14 protein-coding genes are annotated in these 19,164 nt (G+C 52.3%); 11 read left to right on the forward strand and 3 right to left on the reverse strand.

Annotation, left to right across the window (positions count from 1 at the left end; translation table 11 throughout):
- The first annotated feature begins 4 nt into the window (after nucleotides 1-4).
- The 6 genes from NST69_RS09270 to NST69_RS09295 all read left to right on the forward strand — a co-directional run bounded on the left by NST69_RS09270 (nucleotide 5) and on the right by NST69_RS09295 (nucleotide 7,912).
- The gene (locus NST69_RS09270; protein WP_342549085.1) at nucleotides 5-808 is read left to right on the forward strand and encodes an ABC-2 family transporter protein; all 804 of its coding nucleotides are present in this window, start codon (nucleotides 5-7) and stop codon (nucleotides 806-808) included.
- A 27-nt stretch (nucleotides 809-835) separates the two neighbouring features.
- Nucleotides 836-1,894 carry a Gfo/Idh/MocA family oxidoreductase gene (locus NST69_RS09275; RefSeq protein ID WP_342549086.1) on the forward strand — a complete coding sequence of 353 codons (1,059 nt, stop codon included), beginning with the start codon at nucleotides 836-838 and terminating at the stop codon, nucleotides 1,892-1,894.
- Nucleotides 1,887-2,138: an acyl carrier protein gene (locus NST69_RS09280; protein WP_036725312.1), complete on the forward strand. Its 252-nt coding sequence runs from the start codon at nucleotides 1,887-1,889 to the stop codon at nucleotides 2,136-2,138. Before NST69_RS09275 ends, NST69_RS09280 begins: the two co-directional genes overlap by 8 nt.
- Nucleotides 2,132-3,643, forward strand: a complete 1,512-nt coding sequence (locus NST69_RS09285; protein WP_342549087.1) for a discoidin domain-containing protein — start codon at nucleotides 2,132-2,134, stop codon at nucleotides 3,641-3,643. Before NST69_RS09280 ends, NST69_RS09285 begins: the two co-directional genes overlap by 7 nt.
- A gap of 96 nt (nucleotides 3,644-3,739) precedes the next feature.
- Nucleotides 3,740-6,184: a glycoside hydrolase gene (locus tag NST69_RS09290; protein ID WP_340979122.1), complete on the forward strand. Its 2,445-nt coding sequence runs from the start codon at nucleotides 3,740-3,742 to the stop codon at nucleotides 6,182-6,184.
- Between the two features lie 174 nt (nucleotides 6,185-6,358).
- The gene (locus NST69_RS09295; protein WP_036725307.1) at nucleotides 6,359-7,912 is read left to right on the forward strand and encodes a response regulator; all 1,554 of its coding nucleotides are present in this window, start codon (nucleotides 6,359-6,361) and stop codon (nucleotides 7,910-7,912) included.
- A gap of 371 nt (nucleotides 7,913-8,283) precedes the next feature.
- Here the strand turns inward: NST69_RS09295 and NST69_RS09300 are convergent, their stop codons facing one another.
- The 3 genes from NST69_RS09300 to NST69_RS09310 form a co-directional block, all read right to left on the reverse strand.
- Nucleotides 8,284-9,237, reverse strand: a complete 954-nt coding sequence (locus NST69_RS09300; protein ID WP_051478011.1) for an ROK family protein — start codon at nucleotides 9,235-9,237, stop codon at nucleotides 8,284-8,286.
- On the reverse strand, nucleotides 9,227-11,053 hold the full coding sequence (locus NST69_RS09305; RefSeq protein ID WP_342549088.1) for a class I mannose-6-phosphate isomerase: 1,827 nt from the start codon (nucleotides 11,051-11,053) through the stop codon (nucleotides 9,227-9,229). Before NST69_RS09305 ends, NST69_RS09300 begins: the two co-directional genes overlap by 11 nt.
- A gap of 108 nt (nucleotides 11,054-11,161) precedes the next feature.
- Nucleotides 11,162-12,061 carry an AraC family transcriptional regulator gene (locus NST69_RS09310; RefSeq protein ID WP_342549089.1) on the reverse strand — a complete coding sequence of 300 codons (900 nt, stop codon included), beginning with the start codon at nucleotides 12,059-12,061 and terminating at the stop codon, nucleotides 11,162-11,164.
- An 81-nt stretch (nucleotides 12,062-12,142) separates the two neighbouring features.
- Between NST69_RS09310 and NST69_RS09315 the strand changes: the two genes are divergently transcribed.
- The 5 genes from NST69_RS09315 (at nucleotide 12,143) to NST69_RS09335 (ending at nucleotide 19,162) form a co-directional block, all read left to right on the forward strand.
- On the forward strand, nucleotides 12,143-13,675 hold the full coding sequence (locus NST69_RS09315; protein WP_342549090.1) for a helix-turn-helix domain-containing protein: 1,533 nt from the start codon (nucleotides 12,143-12,145) through the stop codon (nucleotides 13,673-13,675).
- A 156-nt stretch (nucleotides 13,676-13,831) separates the two neighbouring features.
- A complete protein-coding gene (locus NST69_RS09320) occupies nucleotides 13,832-15,529 on the forward strand; it encodes an extracellular solute-binding protein (protein ID WP_036725301.1) in 1,698 nt (565 codons plus the stop codon).
- Nucleotides 15,526-16,416 (forward strand): ABC transporter permease subunit, encoded by an 891-nt coding sequence (locus NST69_RS09325; RefSeq protein ID WP_036725300.1) that lies wholly within the window; start codon nucleotides 15,526-15,528, stop codon nucleotides 16,414-16,416. Before NST69_RS09320 ends, NST69_RS09325 begins: the two co-directional genes overlap by 4 nt.
- A gap of 15 nt (nucleotides 16,417-16,431) precedes the next feature.
- Entirely contained in the window at nucleotides 16,432-17,313 is an 882-nt protein-coding gene (locus NST69_RS09330) for a carbohydrate ABC transporter permease (RefSeq protein WP_342549091.1), read from the forward strand.
- Nucleotides 17,314-17,437: 124 nt separating this feature from the next.
- The gene (locus NST69_RS09335) at nucleotides 17,438-19,162 is read left to right on the forward strand and encodes a sensor histidine kinase (protein ID WP_342549092.1); all 1,725 of its coding nucleotides are present in this window, start codon (nucleotides 17,438-17,440) and stop codon (nucleotides 19,160-19,162) included.
- Nucleotides 19,163-19,164: the final 2 nt, after the last annotated feature.

The following is a 19,164-nucleotide window of genomic DNA, read 5'->3' on the forward strand; positions in this document are numbered from 1 at the left end:
CCCGATGCTTAGATCACTCCGGAAGTACGGTTTCATATACAGCTTGTTCATCAAAAATTCCCTGATGTCCCAAATGGAGTATAGAGTTAACTTCCTGATGGGCCTGCTGGTGGAGACCTCCTATCTGTTCGCCAAATTCCTGTATGTGATTATTGTCTATGAGGCAGGATTAACGCTGGATGGCGTGCCCATTGATGCGATATTGCTGTTTATTGGCACCTATACCTTGATGACGGGGATATATTGGGGACTATTTGCCATCAACTTCGTGCAGATCCCGGAGCATGTAAGAACCGGGTCACTTGATATTTTGCTAACCAAGCCGATTTCCCTGCAATTTATGATGACCTTACGGAATGTTGACTTTGGGCTGGCGATTCCGAATGTGCTGGGCGGAGTGACCATGGTTGTGGTGGGCTGGAGAAGACTGGGGCTTCCGGCCGATGCCGCTTCAATAGGCGGATTCATCTTCTTCCTCGTGCTGGGACTGTTCGTAACCTACACCTTGTTCCTGATCCCGCAGTTATTATCGTTCTGGTTCATTCAGATTGCTGCTGTCAATGACATCTCAAACGGCCTGTTCGAGCTGAATAACATGCCAATGATGATCTACTCCAAATGGATTCAGCGTATAGGGATATTTATTATTCCGGTTCTATTGATTACTAACTTCTCACCCTTATTCGTGCTGGACCGGTTACATCCGGGCCTCTTCCTCTGGGCTATTCTGTCTCCCATCCTGTTGCTGGGAATCACGAGATGGATCTGGTCCAAAGCGATTCGTAATTACAACAGCTCAGGCGGCTAGATATCCGGAATCACAGGAGGTAAGGATATGAATATTCAGAAGCCATATCGTATTGGAATTTTGGGCTGCTCCACAATCGCTCCATTCTCGATCATTAACCCGGTCAGGGAGCTTGATCAATTTGTAACTTATGGTGTAGCGTCGCGTGATTTGGACCGGTCTACAGCCTATGCGCTGAAGCATCAGATTCCGCATGTGTTTGACAGCTACGATCAGCTGCTGGAGTCGGCGGACATTGATGTGGTCTATATTCCGTTATCCAATTTCCTGCATAAGGAATGGACGCTGAAGGCGATTGAGGCTGGCAAGCATGTCTTGATTGAGAAACCGATGGCCTTGCATGCCGATGAGGTGCTGCTCATCAATGAACGGGCGAAGGAGCAGGGTGTGCATGTCCTTGAAGCGCTAATGGTCCAGCATCATTCCTGGCAGCAGGATATAACAGACATGATAGCAGCAGAAACCTACGGCAAACTGACAAAGATCAAAACCCGGATCTCCTTTGAAATTCTGCAAAGCAACTACAGCGCGGATAATTACCGGTTCAAGCCGGAGTACGGCGGCGGCTGCTTCATCGACGAATGCTCGTACTGGCTGCAGTTTATTCAAAAGGTCATCGGCTTGAAGCCGCAGACACTGGACGGATTCTCGACCTTCTCCGGTGTCAATCAATGTGATTGGACCTTTCATGCATCGTTGCAATATGAGGGGGGCGTCGAGGCAGAGTTCCTGGGTTCCTTTGAAATGCCGAACAATGCCACCCACTGGCTGGAGTTTGAGCGGGCCAGGGTAAGGATCAGCGGCTTTTTCAAGCCTTGTTATGGGGATTACAAGATCATCATTCAGGTTGAACATACGGAAGCGGGAACAACAGACAAGCTTGTATACTCTCCGCAGAATTATTATGTGAACCAGCTCCGGTTTTTGGCTGAGGTGCTTGGAGGCACTAGAGAGAATATCCCCTTATCCGAATCCTATGAACGAGTGGCAACTATGAACGCCATCTATGAGATGGCCAGGAAGAAGCATCTTGAACAGCCCGGCATGGAAGAAAGACCGGACGGGGAGGCTGTGAATTATGGATGACCGGGAACAGGAGATTCGTAAGCTGCTCGCTCAATTGCCCGGCGGTTCTCCCCGTCTGAAGAATGCAGGTATGGACGCGGATTTGCGAAGCTATGGCATGGATTCTTTGTTGTTTATTCATTTTGCGGTGGTCCTGGAAGAGCATTTCTCAATAGAGGTAAGCCCGGAATTTCTCGATATAGATAAACTATACAGTCTTCAGAAGTGGAGAGAATATATTGATTCACAGGATCTCGTATGTTAGTAGCCCTGGAGATGGACTATTACAGCGAGGGCTACCGGACCATGCACTCCAATTGCGTGGATTTGCCCATGGCGGGTGCTGCGGGCTTTCATCAGTATGAGAATTATTTCTACTATACCTTCCTGTATGCCGTCATGATGAATTGGGGAGAGGCAGCGGACGGGGACTGGGTGGCCTCCAGACGCAGCATTCTTAACAAGCTCGGCTTGACCCTTAAGGTGACTGAGGTCCTGGATGCTGCTGGGCTGCTGTCTGCGATTCGCATGAACATTGATCAGCAGTGCCCGGTCGTGATGATTGCCAACTACAACGATCTGTTTTTTTTGAGCCAATACAGGACGGTCATTGACGATCATGCCGTGTTAATCACGGAATATGATTCAGCCAGACGACTGATCGTGATCCGGGAGAATCAGCTGAACAAGGAGGTAACCCTGAATGTGATGAAGGGGGAGCCTTTTTTCAAGCTGCAGCTGACCGAGGAATTGATAGCGGATATCTGGAATAAATCCAATGCTTCTTTTAAGGAAATCAGGAATTATTGTTATAACAAGCTGTTCAGTGTAGCGAAAATAGGCGAACCGGAGATTCACAGCTATCTGGAGCTGGTTGAGGATTTCGTGGAGTCCAATAAAAATCGTTCCAGTCATTTGATCGAAGCCGTGGAACGTTTCAATGACAATGTCTCTCTTATGGATGGACTCAATGACGCAAATGCCGTTGCGGTTGAATTTGAAACCATGCGCAGGAGTTATCACGGCTCGGCTATCATCATGTTCGATATCTTCGAGAAGGCGCTGCCCTGGTTATCCTCTCATGAAGAATGGGGGCAGATATTCGGCGGGTTCCGGGATCAATATATCAAATTCAGATACCATCTGATCTCCAGCTTCCATGCGGATACGCTGAGACGGAAGCTGCTGCCGCCGGATAGAATTCTTCAGCTTACAGTGGAGATTAGCCAACTGGATACGGAGCTGTTCTCTATGCTCGGTAAGCTGCTCGCCCATCACCATAAGGAGCAGGAACCTCACAATGCCGCACAGGCCTGGACGAATTATGCGGCTTGCGCTGAGGTGTCTGCGGACAGTGAGTATAGCCTTGACCCGGAGACCGTCTGTCAAGCCAGCCAGGCGGTGAATGGCAGGTCGGAGAACTGGGTCACGGATTCCTGGCATTCGGACACCGCCCAGCCCGTCCATTGGTTGCTGCTGGATCTGCTGAAGCAGAGAGATATTCTGAGAGTTGTGATCAGGCATTCGCCTGCCCCCGGCTATATCACGATGGATTATGAGCTTCAGGGAAGCAACGACACAGAGCAGTGGGAGCAGATAGCGGCTGTACGGAATAATGAGTCTGTCTTAACCGTGCATGAGGCTGACGGCTGTTCGTTCAGATACATCAGACTATATATTACTTATCCGGCCCAGAATGATTTTCAGGCGCGGATCTATGAGCTTGAAGTGTGGGGACTGCCTGATATCACTCAAGCCTCAAAAATCTGATATGATTCAAAAAAAAGTAGGATATCCTTCCATTTGGCCTGCTGGATATAATAAAAATGTAAAAAATAAAATGCCATATTGATTGGAGAATCAAACATGAACAACAAGAAGAAATGGACGATTTATGTGATTCATCATTCTCATACGGATATTGGCTACACCGAGCGGCAAGAGAAGATCGAGCAATATCACGTGGACTTTATCAGGCAGGCCATTGCGATCTGCGAGGCGGCTCAGACGGAAGACCGTAAGGAATGGGCGGGCTTTAAATGGACCTGCGAAACCTTCTGGGCCGTGGAGAAGTTTCTGGAGGAAGCCACGGAACAGGAAAAGGAACAATTTGCAGCCGCGCTCAGACGCGGGGATATTGAGCTGTCGGGCACCTACTTGAATATGACGGAACTGATCAATTTCGAGCTGCTCAGCAGTATGCTTGCAAGGGCGGGGAACTTCGCCCGGCCGCTGGGGCTTCAGGTGAAGTCGGCCATGACCGCGGATATTAACGGATACAGCTGGGGTTATGCACAGGCTCTGGCAGATGCAGGAGTCGAGAATTTGCTGTCCAGTATCCACACGCATCACGGGATGTTTGCCATCGGGCGCAAGCAATTCCCCTTTTATTGGGAGACACCCAAAGGCAACCGCCTGCTGGTATGGAGCGGCGAGCATTACATGATGGGGAATGATCTGGGGATCAATCCGGATGGGGCATTGTCTTATACCATCAAAGACGAAGACCCGGTATGGGGGATCTCTAAAGATCACTGGAAGCTGGCCGAGACCCGGATTGCCCGCTATCTGGATCAGCTGGAGAAGGAGCAGTATCCCTACGATTTTGTATTGGTGAATGTCATGGGGCTGCTGCGGGATAACTCGGCGCCGAACCCCGGAATCATAACCTTCATCAAGGAATGGAATGAGAAGCACGGGGACCGTGTTGAGCTTGAAATGACAACGCTTAACCGGTACTTCGACCTGTTGCGGCAGCAGGAGGCCGAGATTCCTGTCTATAGCGGGGACTGGCCGGACTGGTGGTCCGATGGCGTGGCATCAACCGCGATGCACACCCAGATCTTCAGGAATGCCCAGCGGACCCTGGACGTCGTCAAGCGGCTGGACCCGGAGCGCAAGCTGGCGGCGGCAAGCGATATTGCCCATGCAGAGCAGCAGTTAATGATGTATGCCGAGCATACCTGGGGATATCACTCCTCCATCTCGGAGCCCTGGCACATCATGGTGCAGGAGCTGGCCGTCCGCAAAGAGGCGTATGCCGCCAATGCCAGCAGACTGGTTCATGCCTCGCTGGATGCGGTACTGAAGGCGCGGGGCGATGTGCTGCTGCGGGCTGACCGGGCATTCACCTATAAAGTAATCAATTCCTTCGATTACCCCGTTGAGGATCTGGCTCATTTCTATCTCGAGGAGCAGTGGGAAGCGGATTATTTCCGGCAGGGGCTCGAGGTGGTCGATGAGCAGAGTGGAGAAGTGGTCCACCATCAGCAGGAGAAGGTAAGCAGAGGATACCAGATTGCGGTCATGGTCAAGCTGGGCGCAAAGGAAGAGAAGCGGTTCCGTATCCGGGAAGCCTCGAAGACCGTCCCGGTGACGACGAGCAGCACCCGCTTGCGGGGAGCCGACCGGATTCATGATATCCGGGATATCTTCCCTCCTGTGCAGGAGGAGACCCCCCGGCTGTTCATCACGGAGAATCATATTGAATCGCCTTACGTACGTATTGCGTGGAGAGCAGGAGAAGGCATCGTCTCCTGGATGGATAAACAAACCGGTCAGGAATTCATTGATCCCCGTCAGGCTCACGGAGCCTTCACTCCGGTGTATGAAGTGACCCCCGGCGGCGGTGACGACCAGATGACCGTGCGTAGAATCATGGGCAGGAACCGCAAAGGTATGAATGTTCAGCGGTCGGAGGGGCTCCTCTCAGGCGTGAAGGAAATAACGAATGGCCCGGTGTATGGCATCATTGAATTGAAATATCAGGTTCAAGGGATGAGCCACTATTCGTTATTCCTGAAGGTGTTCAAGGACCGGAAGAGAGTTGATATCTCTGTCCGCATCCACAAGGATAGTGTGTGGGACCCGGAGAATGTGTACGTCGCCCTCCCCTTTAGTGCAGGCGGCAGCAGTGAGCTGTGGTTCGAGAAGGCCGGGGCTGTCCTAAGGCCCGGAGTAGATCAGATCCCGGGCACCTGTACGGATTTCTATTGTATTCAGGAAGGGCTTGCGGTTATATCCCCTCAAGGCGGGCTGTCCATTGCGGCCCCGGATACGCCGCTGATGCAGACCGGGCCTTTGGAATACGGCCCAAGACTCGTGCAGGGCCAACAGGAAGAGAACGGACATACCTCGTTATACGCCTGGGTGCTGACCAATTACTGGGAGACGAACTTCAAGGCGACCCTCGGGGGATTCTACGAATTCCGGTATATGCTGCAATGGGGAAGCGAAGCGGATACGGCAGAACAAGCTATTCAGTTGTGCCACAGTGCCAATGCAGGCACGGTTGCATTCAGAACCACATAAATTCCGGCGGGCTTAAGAAGGGCTGAATCTTTTATAGAGAAGCCCTTTTTTTGGAATATAAGAAATTATATGTTTCACACCATAACTTATCCTTCTATTTCTGGCTGAAACGGTGCCGTCCCTAATAGGACGGCATAGCTGTTTCCACTTGTGTAAAAAAGGGAGGCGTGCGCTGTGTACCGTATTCTGATTGTGGATGACGAACGCATAGAGAGAGAGGGCATTCAGCAATTGATACAGGATCACCATCTGGAGCTGGAGACACTCCTTGCGGCGAATGGCGAGATTGCGCTGGAGATCCTCGGGAAGCACAGGATTGATATTCTGATTACAGATATCAAGATGCCTTTTATGGATGGACTGGAGTTGTCGGAGAAGGTTAGCAGCCTGGGTCTGGATATTGAAATGATCATCTTCAGCGCTTACCATGAGTTTGAATACGCGAGAAGAGCCTTGCGGACCAACATATCGAATTATTTGCTCAAGCCGGTTCATATCCCGGAGTTTCTCAGTGTGATTAACGAGGCGATCAGGGCCTGTGAAGACAAAGCGGCAGAGAAATTGCGGAACGAACAACTGGTGGAGGGATATAACCGGGGGCTGCTGTATGAGAAGGAGAAAATGCTGCTGGACTCCCTAAACGGTGTGAAAATCAATACAGAGGCCTGGATGTCCCCGGAACTGCTGGAATATGTCCAGCACAAGCATTGGCTGCATATGATTCTGGTGGATTGCCGCCGGAAGTTTTTTGATATTCACAATGATGAATTCATTAGGCTGTTACATGATAACCTCAGCTACGCCTTCGATTATGTGAACTTGAGCGAGCATCAAAGTATGCTGTTCGTCAAGCACCCCCGCCCCATCCCCAAAGAGACGCTGAGGCTGCTTGGAGATCAGATTATCCGCGCCGCCGCCGGGAGCCTGGAGCTGAATGTGGGTCTGGTGATCGGGAGAGCGGTGAATCAGCCGGAACAGTTGTATGATGCCTATACCGAGATGGAGCAGATGCTGGAATTCAAATTTTTCATGGATGAGTATACCCTTCTATTTGCCGATGAACCCTTTGAGCAAGCGGGCTTTGACGAGATCGAATTGAATCCGATTCTGGATAAGGTCTACCAGTGTCTGGAGTATAACGATTTTACCGGTGCGAAATACAGTATAGAGCTGCTGTTCACCTACCTGAGAACCAAAGGGCAATTCTCGTCCCTGTACACCAAGTTCATCTGTTCGGAAATTATGAAAAAGGTGGTGACGAGAGAGAAAAACCATGAGCCTGTGGAAATGAATCATTACTTGGACCAGATTCATAAGACCGTTTCCCTTCAGGATCTGAAGGATCACATGTTTGCGATCCTGTCCCTCATGGAAACCGTCAGCGGAGCGAGCCCCAAGAAGGCCGCCAATCTTAAGCTGATCCGGACCATTACAGATGTAATCGACAAGGAGTACGATCAGGATCTCTCTTTGGAGGGCATCGCGGAGAGGGTCTATTTGACCCCCAGTTATCTGAGTTATTTGTTCAAGAAGGAGACGGGTCAAAGTCTCATCCGGTACATCACGCAGGTGAGAATGGACAAAGCCGTCGAGCTGCTGAGTACAACGAATATGAAGATCGTCGATATTTATAAGAAGCTGGGCTACAGAAGCTCGACCTATTTTATCCAGACGTTTCGTAATTACCATGGAGTCACTCCGGCCAAGTTCAGGGAAGGCTCTCCGTAGGGTAGCGCCCTCACCATGATCCAACTATTTCTCGCTGGCACGATACCGGAAATAGTTGGATTTTGTACACTTACTGATGGACGATGGGAACCTGCGGCGGCAACAGTTGTATAAACAGCACTTAAATTCTCCGATTTCACCCCAAGCAGCGAAAACGCACAATAGCAGATGTAGTTTATCCACTTGCTTCCGTCCATCCCTCGGAAATGGTCAATTTAAGTTACGTATTTCCACTTGTGATCCTAAGCTGGACGGGTGCAACGACGAAGCGCATGGCGAAGCTAGCCGCGAAGCACACGGCAAAAGCACATGGTCAAGCTTGCGGCGAAGCTCGCCGCGAAGCTCATGACGAAGCAATGACGATGCCCCGCCTATCCCTCACTGAACATCCGGGCAATGCCCCGGAAGGTATACGCGAGTACATGCTCCGCCGTGCGGACCGTCAAGGCGGGGGAGCATGACCTCTGCAAGCGGTTCAGCAAGGCAGGGCCTAACAGATCATGGCTTTTGGAGATTTGCCCGCCCAGCATGATGAAGTCCGGCCGGTAACCGTCCACGTAAGGCTGGAGCAGCTCCCCGAGCCGGGCTCCGAATTCGGCGAATACCCCGCGCGCGGCAGCATTCCCCTCTCTGGCTTCATGGGCAAGCTCCTTCACATCCATGTTCGCTCCCGGAAGCCCAGCCTCCCCAATCCCCGCTTCACGGGCCAGCTTCAGGATGCCTCTCCTGGAGAACCAATCATCCGCCCTGCCGTCAAGATAAGGCTGGTCATACAGCCAGCCGTTCGGCGGGATGCCCGGCCCTGATTCCATGATCCGGGAGTTGTCGATGAAGGCGGAACCGAGGCCGGTTCCTAGCGTCAAGGCCATGAACCGCTTACGCGGGAATTCGGCGCTGACTCCCAGCGCAAACAGGCGGGCGTCATTCTCGAAGCGGATATCCATGTCCGGCAGCGTGCCGGCCTCCCGGGAGCTGCCAGCGTGCCAGCGTGCGCGTAAGGCTTGGCCCAGATTCAGCCCGTAGATCGCCTCGAATTTGCCAAGCCCCCGGATCAGACAGACGCCCTGCCTGTAATCGAACGGGCCGGGAAAAGCCATCCCGATATGATAGCGGCAGTCCGTTACAGCGTCCGGGTACCTATGCTGATACAGGTTGTACTGGGCCTGAAAGATAGACATGAAATGGTCAAGGATCGTTTCCCGGTCCAGGTCAGCCAGGGCGGGGAATTCCATGTCACTGCCTTGCAGCGGAAGGCCGTCCTCCAGCACGCAGGTCTTAATAAAGGTTCCGCCCACATCCAGCGCGAGTACGATATCACGGCTCAAGGAGACTCACATCCCATGCTGCGGAGACACCGGCCTTGATCAGCTTGCAGGGGCCGGAACCGGTATTGACGATGGTGTATTCCCCTAGTACAGCCGGGAGAATATACGATTCCGCATAATGCAGCTCCACAAATACCGCCTCGTCCGCAGCAGACACAATCCGTACAGACTCTCCTTCAACGAGGTTATACATGGTCATTTCGCCACGCGTATCGTCTTTCCAGGTATCCTTCAGATGAACACGGTGGACATAGAACAGCAGATCGCTGCGCTGTCCCAGCACATACTCTTCATTCTCCCCTTGCTGCTGCAGAAGCACCGGCGAAGGCATGAGCTGCTCTTCAACCCGGGCGGTCTTCTGCGTGAAGTCAATATTGTCGAAGGCGAAGTCGATATTGATCGGCCGGGGTTTGCCATCCAGGTCCTTGCGCAGAAAATCATAGATTTTGAAGGTGAACCACCAGGTGGTAGAGGAGATCTCCAGCACCAGATTGTCTTTGCCTGCGGAATGAACGGTTCCGGGCGGAATCAGGAACAGCTCGCCCTTCCGGGACTCATAACGGTTGACATAATCGGTCAGCGGCAGCGGGATGCCCGTCTCCTGAGCCTTCTGCACCTCATGGCGGAACTGCTCAGGTAGGCAGTCTTCCGTCAGTCCCAGATAGACCCCGGAATCCCCCTGCTGCTCCATAATGTAATAGGATTCCTGCTGGGCCATGAATTCATTGAACCGGCTGCGGATGTAATCCTGCGTGGGGTGGACCTGGCAGGACAGATTGTCTCCGTCCATCGTGTCCAGATAGTTGAAGCGGATCGGGAAATAATCGCCGAATAAGCCGGTCAGACGTTCCCCCAGAATCGCTGGATGCTCCTGCTGCATGACCAGCAGAAACGGAATTTCCATCTCTTTGCCTTCATACTCTACAAGGATGGAATTCTCCGGGGCAATCGGCTCGAAGCTCCAGGCGCAGTTCACCCAATCCTCCGGCAGATCGGCCAGCTGTTTGAGGAATTGTCCGCCCCACACCCCCGGTGCATAAAAAGGCTTCACCCGCAGCGGCGACCCGGCAATATCCGAGATCATCCGGCGCAGGGACGGCACGGCAGTCATGACTGGCTGCTTCGGCTGATTCAGGTCGATGTAGTAGTCCATTTGATCCAGGATTTGTTTGCGGTAGGTTTCGAGAATAGGCCATTCGACGAACAGGGCGATTTTATATTTCTCCACCGCATCCCGGTTCCAGTTGAGGCCGAAACTCAGCAGCTCCTGCCGGTGGCCGGCCTGCTGGTATTCACGCGAGACATCCAGATAGAAGGAAAGATCGAACCGCCCCTCTCCAAGCCAGTAAGCCCCCGGGCCAAAAACGATACAGAATGCAGCCGAATCCGCACCCGGCTCTGCCTCATCCAGCCTGCGGGCGGCTTCTTCCCTGGCCCCGTCTCGGAAATAATCCTCTATACTTCCGTCAGTGAAATAGCCGAAGGCGCGGTTATCCGTAATATTGGCGGCAAAAAACTCCCGCAGCTCTTCGCCTGACTTGAGATAGCTGCCCGAGCCGATGAGGGACACTGAATGGCCCGCTTGCTCAAGCGCATCCACTGCTCGCTGCAGAACGGTTTGAAACGGGGCGCCGTGGGTTCCGTCAAAAGCAACATACAGATTGCCGCTTCCCTTCTCACTGGCGAGCTGAAGCAGGGAAGCGGCAATCGCTGAATAGCCTTCCCGGAGCACTGCGGGAGGAGCAGCCAAGGGGATGTCGTCCTGCGGAACAGGAATGGGGCTGCGTACAAGGTTGACTGGTCGTTTAACAAACATGGGGAACTCACTCCTTCTAAGGGTTTACAACCATTGTAAGGAGTCCTTGCGGAATTATCTTTGAATACGGCGTCTAATTTTTTGTACAATCCGGACATTTGGCGTTGATTAGCTCAGGTTCTGTCTTCCGTCTGCAAACTGCGCTCTGCGGAACCGGGCGGGGGAGACACCAAGCTGCTTGGTGAATACGCGGGTGAAATAGTGCACAGACTCGAAGCCGCAGCGCTCGGCGATATCTTTGATAGGGTAGTCGGTGTGCAGCAGCAAATCCTTGGCTTGTTGGATTCTTCGTTCCTGAATATAATGGACGAAAGTCTGGCCCAGGCATGCCTGGAAGATCCTCGACAGATGGCGTGGAGAGATATCCAGTTCCAGGGCCACTTGGGCCATGTGCAGCGGGGAGGACAGATTGTCGCGGATATAGCGCTTGGCCCGTTCCAAATGGCGGTGTTCCCCGCTGTCCTCCTTCATTGCCCCGGCCTGCAGATGGGGTTCGGGGGAGAACGCCTGCGGGAACGAATGCAGCAGAGCAAGCGCCAGATGATTCATCGGCAGCCTGGACACCCCCGCTTCGCTCTCGGCCAGGCTGAAGAGGGTCCGCCAGATTCGGGCAGAGAGTGCGGCAGCTTCATGAGGGGCTATGGCCTGCCCTCCGGCGGCGAGTTCCTGAAACGGCTTGCGGCCGTCCGCAGAGCTTAAGGCTTCGTCGATTTCAAAGGCAATGAAGAACAGGACCAGCCCCTGCTCACTGCGGATCTGGTGCCAGATGCCCGGACGTGAGAAGAACAGGGTTCCCGGCTCCAGGGGGAAGAGCGCATCGTCATCCTGGTAAGAGCCGGTGCCTTGCTGGACATAACAGACTTCAAAAAAAGAATGGCGGTGCAGGGAATTATTATAATGATTCGGCATGAAGCCCCAGTAATGAATATGAAATGAGGTTTGTCCGTCACTGATATTTGAGATATGCTGATTCAAAAGTGCATTGGCTTTGCGGTACGCCAGGCGCATGGCGGGACCTCCTCATGGTGTAGGCTTCAATGAAATGATAACGTTTGCTTATGATTCTATCAGACATCAGGAGGGAACTCTATGTTTACCATATTGATCGTGGATGATGAGAAAATTGAACGGGACGGCATCCGGGGGCTGATCGCTGACATGAACTACGAGCTGCGGGTTGCCGAAGCGGAGAACGGGGAGAAGGCGCTGGAGTATCTTCGTCTGAACCCGGTGGACATCCTGCTCACAGATATCAAAATGCCCTTCATGGGCGGTCTGGAGCTGGCGGAGCAGGCAAGCCTGGCGCAGCCCTCCCTGGAAATTATTATCTACAGTGCTTACGGGGAATTTGACTATGCCCGCCGGGCGCTCTATACCAATGCTTCCAGCTATCTGCTGAAGCCGATTGATATTGAGGAGTTCGCCGGGGTGATGTCAGGCGTGATACAGAAATGCGCGGATAAGGCCACCCAGCAGCGCCGCACTGCCGAGATGATGCAGGGGTATCAAAAGGGCCTGGAGTATGAGAGGGAGAAGTGGCTGACCGATGTGCTGAACGGGGTTCAGGTGATCGCGGATGATGCCGCCCTGCCGTTCGGAGGGCAGCCGGCCGCTCTGCTGCTGATTGATTTCAAGGAGCGTTTCTTTGACCGCAGCTACGAGGCATTTGAACAAGCGGCAGAGCAGCTTACAGCCGGTGAATATGAGCTGCTGAACCTGAATGAATATCAAAGTGTGCTTATGGTCCCTTGCCCAGGCAGCGGCGGACAGAAGAGGATCAGGGAGATGAGTGAAGCGCTGGCGGAGCGGATCGCGGAACGCTTTTACCGGTATTGCTGCATCGTATACAGCCCCGTGATCTCCGATTGGCAGGAGGTTTCGGCGTGTTATGAGCAGATGGAGCAGACGCTGGACTACAAATTCTTTTTTGAAGATACGGTGGTACTGTTTGCCGGAGATGATCTGGCGGGCCGTGTCCCGGAGCTTGTCAGCACCGAGACGCTGATGGCGGATATCAACCAATTCATTAACCATGGGGAATATGCAGGCGCAGCCAAAAGCATTGAGCTTCTGTTCAGCCACTTGAGCCGGAACGGCGGATCTTCTGCAATCTATGTTAAGTATCTCTGTTCGGACCTGGTGCGGAATGCGTTTGAACAATCAGCCCGCAGGCAGAAAGCGGATTTCCAGCAAACGGTAGAGCGTATCTTCAAAAGCGATTCGATTCTCGGGGTGAAGCAAGTGCTGCTGCAGGCGCTCTCGGAAATAGAACCGGACAACGGCGCTCCCGATGAGAGCAAACGCCATATTGTCCAGCAGGTCATCCGGATTGTGGAGAAGGATTTCAGGGAGGATATCAGTCTGGAGGTCATCGCCGGGCGCGTATCGCTTAATCCCAGCTACCTGAGCCATTTATTCAAGAAAGAAACGGGGCAGAGCCTGATCAAATTCATTACTCAGCAGCGTCTGGAACGGGCAAGGCATTTACTGGACAGCACCAATATGAAAATCGTCGATATCGCTGAACATGCCGGCTACTGGAGCTCCTCCTACTTCTGCCAGACCTTTAAAAAATATTACGGCATCAGTCCGCAAAAATATCGTGAAATACTGGACGAATAATAGTACGAATTATTGGAGAGCACCTGCGGGTGCTTTTTACTTCCAAATTAATTGACGCGTATCCAAAGAATTTGGGATTTCGCTCCCTTCCAGGCTAATTTACAATTTAACTGTAAGCATGAAAGCGTTTTATAACAAAGTTTGGGAGGGGCATCTATGAGATTGAAGAAAATTCGTGTTATGGCCTTGCTGCTGTCCATGGTAATGGTGCTGGGAGTGCTGGCGGCCTGCGGCAGCAGTCCAAAGGAGGAGAAGGTTGCTGCGCCCGCCGGCAGTGAGTCCACGAATGCCGGAGGCAATGAACCATCCGCCACCGCCAAGGAGGACGATGGACCCTTCAGCAAATATGAAGAACCCGTTACCGTGTCTCTGGGGAGACAGGGCGTATCGGGGAATAACCTGCCGGCAGGAGATACGCTGGAGAATAACAAGTATCTGAAATATGTCGAGGACCGCCTGAATGTAAAGGTGAAATACGATTTCTCGGTAGAAGACCAGGATGCGTATAACCAGAAGGTTACCCTGGCGATCTCGAGCAATTCCCTGCCGGACATTCTGGTGGTGGATGAGCAGCAGTTCAAGAGAATGGCCAAAGCGGGTATGCTGGCCGATCTGACCGAGTTATACGATCAATATGCCTCGCCGCTGATTAAAGATTATTACAATTCCTACACAGGAGACCGGGTGCTGAACACCGGAAGAATCGACGGCAAGCTGATGGCGCTGCCCAATACCAACATCGACGGCAATTATCAGCTCCTGTGGATACGCCAGGACTGGCTGAACAAGCTGAAGCTTGAGACGCCCCGTACCATGGATGAAGTTAAGACTGTGATTAAGGCGTTCAAAGAGCAGGACCCTGACGGTAACGGGAAAGCGGATACCGTTGGTCTGCTTGGCGATAAAAGTGTGGTTGCAGACGGCGGCTTCTTCACCTTCGATCCGATCTTCAATGCCAATCATGCCTATCCGAAGAATTGGTTCAAGGATGAGGGAGGAAACATCATCTACGGCTCCACAACGCCAGAGACCAAGCAGGCGCTATCGGAGCTGAGAGAGATGTATGCGGACGGGTTGATTGACAAAGAGTTCTTGACCCGGAAATACGAGGATAATGCCGGGCTGGTATCAGGCGGACGTGCCGGTATCCTGTTTGCCCCCTGGTTCGGAGGCTGGGCGTTGTCTGATGCGGTGAAGGCCAACCCGGAAGCGGATTGGGTGCCGCTGGCTGTGCCGCTGGACGGGGACGGCAAACGGAATATCGTACCCTCCACGCCGTCAGGAACCTTCATGGTGGTGAACAAGAAGGCGGAGCACCCCGAAGCTGCCTTGAAAATGCTCAGCGTGGAGTATGAAGGCATCCGCCTGATTGATCCGGTTGCACAGGAGCTGTATAAGGATCTGGGTGTAGGCTGGCTAAATTATCCGATTAATGTGCAGCTGGATTATCAGGATTCCCTGGCACGCGATGTTCCTATCTATGAGAAGGTGATTAAGGATAAGAAGCTGGACGATCTGCCGGCCCGCATCCTGCCGAGAGTCAAGGCGGTCTTGAAGAATAATGAAAATCCGAAAAAGGATATTCCGGCTTATGCCGATTCACTGGCCTTCTATACTGCCGCCTCCATCACCGGAGCGAAAGAAATTGTGAAGGTGGAGCCTGTGTTCTACGGCAAGACGGAAGCGATGCTTAAAAAGGGAGCCAATCTGGAAAAACTCGAAAACGAGACCTTTTTGAAAATCATTACCGGCACTTCTCCCCTTGAAGAATTCGACAAGTTCGTGGAGACCTGGAAGAGCATCGGAGGGGAAGAAATCACCAAAGAGGTTGCTGAGGCAGTTGAGTCACCATGAGAAGCAGAGCTTCTATCTGGAATTACCACCTGATGCTGCTCCCCGGCATATTGCTGCTCATAGCATTCAGTGTAGTTCCGATGTTCGGAATCGTGATTGCCTTTCAGGACTTTCAGCCTACGCTGGGCATCTTCCACTCGGAATGGGTGGGCTGGGAGAATTTTGAGTATATGTTCAGCCTGCCGGACAGCAGGCTGATTCTCGGAAACACCCTGAGCATTGCACTGATGAAAATCATTGCCGGATTGACCGTTCCCTTTGTATTTGCACTGCTGTTCCATGAAGTGGCGAATATTAAATTCAAGCGTACCATCCAAACGATTGTGTACCTGCCCCATTTCATGTCCTGGGTCATTCTCTCAGGGGTGCTGATTAACCTGCTCAGTCTGGACGGCATTATCAATCAGATGATCCAGTGGTTCGGCGGCGATCCGATTATGTTCCTTCAGAGCAATCACTGGTTCCGCTTTGTGATCGTATCGAGCGATGTTTGGAAGGAATTCGGCTTCAATACGATCATCTATATCGCTGCCCTGACTTCCATTAACACCAATCTGTATGAAGCAGCCGCCATTGACGGAGCAAACCGGTTCCAGCGCTTAACCAATATTACGATTCCGGGTCTGATGACCACGGTGATTCTGCTGGCGACCTTAAGCCTCGGCAATGTGCTGAATGCGGGCTTCGAGCAGATTCTCAACCTGTATAATCCGATTGTCTATGAGTCGGGGGATATCATTGATACTTATGTATACCGTTCAGGATTGCTTGAAATCCAGTATGGACTGGCAACAGCGGTAGGCCTGCTCAAATCGGTCGTAAGCTTTGTGCTGATTGCCGCTTCCTATGGTCTGGCTGCCCGGTTTGCCAACTACCGTATTTTCTGACAGAGGTGATTTGCTGTGATCCGTGGAACCAGCCGGACTGTTGATATTGTGATTTATTGTATTCTAACCGTGATTGCTTTTCTCTCCTTGGCCCCCGTACTGAATACCTTGGCTATTTCGTTCAGCGGCAAGGTGGCGGCCATGTCGGGTCAGGTCTTCTTCTGGCCGGTTGATTTCAATCTGGAGGCCTATAAGTCGGTCATCAGTGACCGGAGCTTCTTCACTTCCTTTGGCGTATCTGTGAAAAGGGTGCTGCTCGGAGGAGTCGTCAATCTGCTGGTTACGGTGCTGATGGCCTATCCTTTATCGAAATCGAACAAACATTTTCCGGGCAGAAATATCTATATGTGGTTCGTTATCTTCTGTATGCTGTTCAACGGCGGGCTGATCCCGTGGTATATGACGATCAATACGTACGGGCTGCTCGATTCCATCTGGGCGCTTGTGCTGCCTACCGCCGTTCCGGTATTTAATGTGATTCTGCTGATGAACTTCTTCAAGGGCGTTCCGAAGGAACTGGAGGAGGCTGCCGGGATGGACGGGGCGGGGGCGTGGAGAACGCTGGTGACGATTTATATCCCCATCTCCCTGCCCTCACTGGCAACAGTCACCCTGTTCTCGGTCGTCGGCCACTGGAATGCGTTTTTTGACGGGATGATCCTGATGAACCACAAGGAGAACTGGCCGCTGCAAACGTATATCCAGCAATTGATTATCAGCGTGAATTCGATCATGAACACCACCGATCCGGAAGAGATTAAGCGTCTGTCGAATATGTCGAGCCAGCTGCTCAATGCGGCCAAGGTGATGGTCTCGATGATTCCAATCATGCTGATCTATCCGTTTCTGCAGCGGTATTTCGTCAGCGGAATCGTGCTCGGTGCCGTCAAAGAGTAAGCGTAAACTGCATGTAAGCGGGTGTCCCGTAAGCCGGAAACGGCTGGGGACACCCCTTTGTTGTTTCGAGGCAGGGCTCATGCGGCGGGCCGCCGCTTTTACAGATTGTTATTTGCCGGGGGCAATGCTACGTTATAAGGACAAGAGGCTTAAGACAGGAGGGGTAGATCTGGAGCGCCCAGGCCGGTTCATCAGGAATTTAAGAATTAAGCATAAGCTGTTTGTCTCTTATTTACTCGTTATCATTATTCCGCTCAGTGTGCTTGGCTGGTATTCGTATGATCAATCCAGGAGTCTGCTCGTTCAGCAGGCCCGGCTGACCTTAACCGACAATGTGTCGGAGATCGCCGCCAATCTGGATTATAAGTTCAGCAAGCTCAATGCCGCGCTGGACTCGTTCACCTTTAACTCCAGTGTAGTGTCCGTCTTCAACAATGATTACTCGGACAATTATTACTATATGTACAATGATCTGAACACCATCGTAGAGCCGCTGTTCAATACGCTTCTGTTCCTGAACGAAGAGATCCGCCAGCTGACGGTGTATACAGGGAATAACATCACGGAACGGAAGAATACGATTCTGCCGATTAGCAGCGTATCCGGGAAGCCCTGGTATGAAGCGGCGATGGCCAGCGGCCAGACGCATTGGATCAAGGAGGGCACGGCCTTGTCCGCAGTGCGTAGGATGGTGGGCGGCTCGGGAACGCAGTATGACAACCTGATCTACTTAGGCTTTGACAGCAAGGATATGTTTGCGGGTCTGACCAATGTGGTCTCCGGTGAGTATGGCGTCCTGGTCGAGAATGGAGCGGGGGAGCCTGTGTATGACTATCACAACGGGCTGCCGTCCTTTGAATCGGCTAAGGCGGCGGAAGATCGTGCAAGCGATTTCATCGTGATCTCCCAGACGCTGGGCGTGACGGGCTGGAAGCTTGTCTTTTATATGCCCAAGAACTCGATCGGTGTCGATGCCAAGACGATTCTCCGCGCCACCATGCTCACGGTCGGGATTTGCCTGCTGATTCTGGTGCCAGCGGTCTGGCTGTTGTCGAACGCTTTTGTGAGAAGGATCTACCGTCTGAACCGCACGATGAAAAGGGTGACCCGCGGGGACCTGCATGTGGATATTGTGGTCGATTCCAATGACGAGATCGGCGAGCTGACCTCGCGGTTCAAGGATATGCTGCAAAGTCTGAATGAGCTGTTCAATGAAGTCTACCGCAGCAAGGTTGTGCAGAAGGATGCGGAGCTGAAAGCGCTGCAGGCCCAGATCAATCCGCATTTCCTCTATAACTCCCTGTCGCTGATCAACTGGAAGGCTATAAGCATTAAAGCGTATGACATCAGTAAAATCACCACAACCCTCTCCAAATTTTACCGGACGACCCTGAACAGGGGGCAGGATGTCATCAGCGTTCATGATGAACTGGAGAATACGAAATCTTATATTGATCTGCAGCTGATTATGCATGACCACAGCTTCGATGTAGTGTACGAGGTGGACCCGGAGGTGCTGGGCTATCACATGATTAAGCTGATTATGCAGCCTATTGTAGAGAATGCGATTGAGCACGGCGTGGACAACAAGCGGGAGGGGCGCGGCAGAATCAGCCTGCGGGCTTGCTTCGAGGAAGATACGATTGTGTTCGGCATTGAAGACAACGGTCCGGGAATGACTCAGGGGACAATGGATACGGTATTAAGCAGGCAATCCAAATCGTATGGACTGTTCAACGCCCAGGAGAGAATCCGGATTTATTTTGGCGAGGCGTACGGGATCATGATCCACAGCGAAATCGGCCAGGGTACGACCGTGACGGTGAGAATTCCCAAGAGGACCACGTGAAG

Origin of the sequence: Paenibacillus sp. FSL P2-0089 (assembly GCF_038595095.1) — a bacterium.
In the GTDB taxonomy this organism is placed as follows: Bacteria; Bacillota; Bacilli; order Paenibacillales; family Paenibacillaceae; genus Paenibacillus_AQ; species Paenibacillus_AQ silagei.

Coding starts and splice junctions, on each gene's coding strand:
- NST69_RS09270 (WP_342549085.1), top strand. CDS start 5: ATGCTTAGATCACTCCGGAAGTACGGTTTCATATACAGCTTGTTCATC.
- NST69_RS09275 (WP_342549086.1), top strand. CDS start 836: ATGAATATTCAGAAGCCATATCGTATTGGAATTTTGGGCTGCTCCACA.
- NST69_RS09280 (WP_036725312.1), top strand. CDS start 1,887: ATGGATGACCGGGAACAGGAGATTCGTAAGCTGCTCGCTCAATTGCCC.
- NST69_RS09285 (WP_342549087.1), top strand. CDS start 2,132: ATGTTAGTAGCCCTGGAGATGGACTATTACAGCGAGGGCTACCGGACC.
- NST69_RS09290 (WP_340979122.1), top strand. CDS start 3,740: ATGAACAACAAGAAGAAATGGACGATTTATGTGATTCATCATTCTCAT.
- NST69_RS09305 (WP_342549088.1), bottom strand. CDS start 11,053: ATGTTTGTTAAACGACCAGTCAACCTTGTACGCAGCCCCATTCCTGTT.
- NST69_RS09310 (WP_342549089.1), bottom strand. CDS start 12,061: ATGCGCCTGGCGTACCGCAAAGCCAATGCACTTTTGAATCAGCATATC.
- NST69_RS09315 (WP_342549090.1), top strand. CDS start 12,143: ATGTTTACCATATTGATCGTGGATGATGAGAAAATTGAACGGGACGGC.
- NST69_RS09320 (WP_036725301.1), top strand. CDS start 13,832: ATGAGATTGAAGAAAATTCGTGTTATGGCCTTGCTGCTGTCCATGGTA.
- NST69_RS09325 (WP_036725300.1), top strand. CDS start 15,526: ATGAGAAGCAGAGCTTCTATCTGGAATTACCACCTGATGCTGCTCCCC.
- NST69_RS09335 (WP_342549092.1), top strand. CDS start 17,438: ATGCTACGTTATAAGGACAAGAGGCTTAAGACAGGAGGGGTAGATCTG.